Source organism: Micromonospora sp. NPDC005197 (assembly GCF_040608295.1).
In the GTDB taxonomy this organism is placed as follows: domain Bacteria; phylum Actinomycetota; class Actinomycetes; order Mycobacteriales; family Micromonosporaceae; genus Micromonospora.
The window spans coordinates 1-4153 of the sequence record NZ_JBEXHY010000231.1; the positions used below are offsets into that span (position 1 = coordinate 1).

A 4153-nucleotide genomic window follows, 5' to 3' on the forward strand; every position below is an offset into this window, starting at 1 on the left:
GTGGGCACGGCAGCCACAGGCCGTCACGCAGGAGATGACTCCGCCACGGTGACGACGTCCAGGACGTCAAGGATTCCCAGCAGCCCGGCGAGGGTCACGGCCTCGGAGCGGGTCAGGGTCAGCGAGTAGGTGGCGTCGGGGTCGTCGGGGGACTCGTAGACGAGATCTCGCCGGCCGCCCGAATGGTGCGTGACCACGCCCACGCGGCGGCCGTCGGCGGTGGTGAACATGCGGCGTACCCCGATACCGGGCAGCGGGGTCAGTTCGACAATCATGGGGACTCCAGCGGGCAGGGCGGCGAATGTGCGCGGCGGCTCGGCAGCGGCGCAGGCCGGCGAGTGTGGCCAGGCGAAGTGCGGCGGGACGCGGTGACAGCGCGGCCGGCCGTTCATGGCGGCCAGCCGGGCGGCGCCATGGGACTGGCGCGAGCGGGGCGAGTGGATCAGGCAAGGCCCCGCGCATGGCGCGGGGGAGCACGATCCGCCGACCAAGCGGGCACACAACCGGGGATCGCCCGCCGTGCGGAACGGAACACGATGCACAGCCCGATCGACCGGGTGGCGGAGAGCACCAGTACGAGCACGGCAAGCAGCAGCATCGTCGGCAGCGGCGCTCGCCCGCCGACGCGCCGAAGGCTGCGTCGATCGTGCATGCCCGAACCATAGCCGTCGCCCAGAGTGGAGACCACATCCGCATCGGGTGACCGCCCATGCCCCGCCAGCAACGCCGGCGACGACCCCGCGCGCCGGGCTGGATAGTCCATCGCTTCGTGAGCGCCGGAATGCTACGAAGGGACGTGCCTGACATGACCAGTTCCCTTGATGCCACGTCCCTGGAGACTCCGCGGCTGCTGTTGCGCCGCTGGCAAAGCAACGATCTGGACGGCTTCGCCGCGGTGAACGCACAGCCCGAGGTCATGCGCTACATCCATGACGGCCGCACCCTGGACCGGGCCGCGACCGCGGAGCGCCTGGCCAACTATCAGCGGCACTGGGAGGAGCACGGCTTCGGCCTGTACGCGGTGGAGATCAAGGAAACCGGCGAGCTGGCCGGTTTCACCGGGCTGGCGGTGCCAACCTTCCTGCCCGAGATCATGCCGGCCGTGGAAATCGGCTGGCGGCTCGGCCGCGCGTACTGGGGCCGGGGCTTCGCCACCGAGGCGGCCCAGGCCGTGGTCGCCCACGCTCGTGCCGAGCTCGGACTGCGGCGGCTGGTCAGCATCCACGTTGTCGGCAACGAGGCGTCGGCGCGAGTGATGGTCAAGCTGGGCATGGCGCTGGACCGCGAGACCGTGCAGCCGGACACCGGCCGCCAGGTCCGGGTCTATGCGATGGATCTGTAAGCGGTCCACCCAGCGGCCGTCCCGACAGCTCCGGTCCGGCAGGCCAATTCACCGCAATCCGCGCTTGTAGCTGAACGGTTCGGGCCCCGGTTGAGCCGTTTCGGGGAGCCCGCTCACGATGAGCCGGCTCCCCGGAACCTGGCCCGGGCTCGAACGGTGCTTTCCCCTACGGCGGCGGCTCGCACAAGTGGATCCCACCGGTGCTAGCTGAATCGAGCCGAGAGGCGCGGATGCTGGTGATGGCGACGACAGTGCGTCGGTGAAAGGCTTTCTTGCCCGTCGGTGTCGACCGACGCGGTGTATTGACTGTGTGATGATCGGGTGGTGCGGGTGATGATGGCCACCGATGCGGGGCACCCGGGGCGAAAGAATGAGGACTTCGCCGGTGCCGTGCCGTCCGGCATGGTTCTGGTTGACGGCGCGGGTGGCATCGCCGGCGCCGAGAAGGTCTGCCATCACGGCGTGACCTGGTACGCCACCCGTCTCGGAGGTGCTCTCCTGGGCGCGCTGTCTGATGACCGGACCCTACGTGAGGTGCTGGCCGAGAGCATTGAGCGGATCACCGACGAGCATCGCGACACCTGCGATGTCACGAATTCCATCAGCCCTTACTCGGCCGTGGCGATGCTCCGATTCTCGGATGGTCTCGTCGAGCACCTGGTCCTCGGAGACGCCGTGGCGGTCATCGGCCGGACCGGGGCCGATCCCTTCGTCGCCCACGATCCGCGCGAGGTGATGATCGCCCGCTCCGTGGAGGCCCGGCTGAAGGGCGTGCCGGAGGGCACTGACGAGTACCGGCGACTCCTGCTGGAGTTGCGTGCACAACGGAACAGCCCGGGCGGTTTTTGGGTGGCCAAGGACGACCCGCGGGTGGTGGACGAGGCGATCACCGGCAGCTGCCCAACGGACGAGATGACCGTTGCTGCGCTGCTGAGCAACGGCGTGAGCCGGCTGGTGGACACCCTCAGACTGACCAGTTGGGCGGGACTGCTGCACCTGGCGGGGACGGTCGGACCCGGCGAGATCATCCGCTGGGTCAGGGAGGCTGAGGTTCGCGGCGACGTCGCCCCCGACGACGCGACGATCCTCTGCTGCAGCCGGACGAGACAGCTCGGCGACGGGTGACTCGATTGCCGTTTGCCGGCCGGGCATACTCGCTGTTCATGACGTACGACCTCGCGGTTTGGCAAGGCGAGCGCCCAGACGAGTCGAACGCGGCCGCGACCTTCAGCGCCTTGTACGACCAGTCCAGGCAGACCGCTTAGCCTGGACGGCGTCCCCATGCCGAGATCAGCGGCGCGAGGGTGAGGTCGAGCTCACCGGCATCGACGGCGGCCAGGTGCGCGTCGATCTCGGCGTCGTCGGCCAGCCCGGCGGCGAGCAACTCGGCGCGGACCATGCGTACCGTCGCGATCTCCAGCCGGTCGCAGGCCACCCCACCGACCGGGAAGCAGCCGGCCGCCGCCACATCGACCAGGCCCGCCGCGCGCAACGCCTGCGGCAGCGTACGGCCGTAGCGCAGGTCGGCGCCGCGGCGCGTCATCAACTCCCGGACGGCACGCCGCAGCCGGTTGGCACGCCGCTGCGCCGGACCGACCTCATCGAGACAGGCCAACGGCTGCAACTCGGTGTCGGCATCCTCGACCAACAACCAGCCGCCGGGCCGCAGCGCCGCCACCATCGTCGCCAACGCCCGGGCCCGGTCGGGCACGTGAACGAGCACGAGCCGCGCGTGTACCAGGTCAAACGTGCCGGACTGCGGCGGCGGGTCCCCGACGACGTCGTGCCGAAGAACCTCGTACCCGCCCTGCGGGTCCAACCAGGCCGGATTGATGTCCGTGGCCAGCACGTAACCGGTTGGTCCGACGGCCGTGGCCAGGGCCTCGGGATTGCTGGGACCTCCGGCACCAACTTCCCAGCAGCGCCAGCCCGCCCGCACTCCGAGCCGGTCGAGGTGCCCACGCGTGACACCGTCGAACAGCTCGGCCAGCCAGCTGAACCGCTCGCCCGCCTCGCGCCGGGCATTGTCGAGCAGGTAGCGGTGATCCGGGGCAGGCTCCGGGGAGTGTGGCGACGGGGTCGTGGCCTGCGCGCCCGCAGTATTCACCGGCCCGCCCGTCGTGTACGGCTCGGGCCCGGGATCGACGACGGGCTGCGATGAACTCATGCCCACATCCTCACGCCCGATCGTGTACGGCGTCAGCGCGACACGGGCTGAAACCAGACACAGCAACGCCTCGACCGGCCCAGTCGCAGGGGGCTCACGAGTCGGCGAGCCGAAGGAGATCACGTAGGTGGGCAACCTCGGAGCGGTTCTCCGGACCGAATCGCTGCAGTGCTCGGCGCCACGCACCACGCCGCGAGCAGGTCGCCCGCGGCGTGGTGCGTGGTGCCGAGGTGGGTGAGCGTGCGTTTGAGCGGGACGCGCGCCGACGGTGCGCTGGCGACGGGCGCGGTGGCTACCGGCGCGCGAGCTGCGGGGGTGGCGTCGTTCGGTGCCCTCGCCGTAGGGGCGCTGGCCGCCGGGGCCGTGGCTGTCGGGGTGCTGGTCATCGGGCGGCTAGCCATTCGCCGGGCGGTCGTGCGGGAGCTGCGCGTCGGCCGGTTGGAGATCGACGAGCTGGTGGTGCACAGCCAACCCGCTGCCGAGGGATGACCCGCTCCCGCGCTGGGCGCGAGACCGTCGTTGGTGGTGCGCGGAAAACCGTGGAGGTGGCGGGCAGCACCGAGTCCGGGAGACTGGCGGGGCATCAACTCGCCCGGGTCAAGAACCAACGCGGTGCGGTCCGTCGGCGGGACGCGTTCGCGCCG

At 70.6% G+C, this 4153-nt stretch carries 6 protein-coding genes; 3 read left to right on the plus strand and 3 right to left on the minus strand.

The window, feature by feature from the left end:
* Positions 1-23 precede the first annotated feature (23 nt).
* The gene (locus ABZU46_RS31205; protein WP_354863283.1) at positions 24-275 is read right to left on the minus strand and encodes a potassium transporter TrkA; all 252 of its coding nucleotides are present in this window, start codon (positions 273-275) and stop codon (positions 24-26) included.
* A gap of 167 nt (positions 276-442) precedes the next feature.
* Positions 443-652: a hypothetical protein gene (locus tag ABZU46_RS31210; RefSeq protein WP_354863284.1), complete on the minus strand. Its 210-nt coding sequence runs from the start codon at positions 650-652 to the stop codon at positions 443-445.
* A 153-nt stretch (positions 653-805) separates the two neighbouring features.
* Here ABZU46_RS31210 and ABZU46_RS31215 point away from each other — a divergent pair, with 153 nt between their 5' ends.
* Together ABZU46_RS31215 and ABZU46_RS31220 are read left to right on the plus strand one after the other, a co-directional pair.
* Entirely contained in the window at positions 806-1342 is a 537-nt protein-coding gene (locus ABZU46_RS31215) for a GNAT family N-acetyltransferase (RefSeq protein ID WP_354863287.1), read from the plus strand.
* A 333-nt stretch (positions 1343-1675) separates the two neighbouring features.
* Positions 1676-2467, plus strand: a complete 792-nt coding sequence (locus ABZU46_RS31220) for a hypothetical protein (RefSeq protein WP_354863288.1) — start codon at positions 1676-1678, stop codon at positions 2465-2467.
* A 136-nt stretch (positions 2468-2603) separates the two neighbouring features.
* Here the strand turns inward: ABZU46_RS31220 and ABZU46_RS31225 are convergent, their stop codons facing one another.
* Entirely contained in the window at positions 2604-3509 is a 906-nt protein-coding gene (locus ABZU46_RS31225; protein WP_354863285.1) for a methyltransferase domain-containing protein, read from the minus strand.
* Between the two features lie 240 nt (positions 3510-3749).
* On the opposite strand from ABZU46_RS31225, the gene ABZU46_RS31230 reads away from it, so the two are divergent.
* Positions 3750-3998, plus strand: coding sequence for a hypothetical protein (locus tag ABZU46_RS31230; protein WP_354863286.1), 249 nt, complete (start codon positions 3750-3752; stop codon positions 3996-3998).
* Positions 3999-4153: the final 155 nt, after the last annotated feature.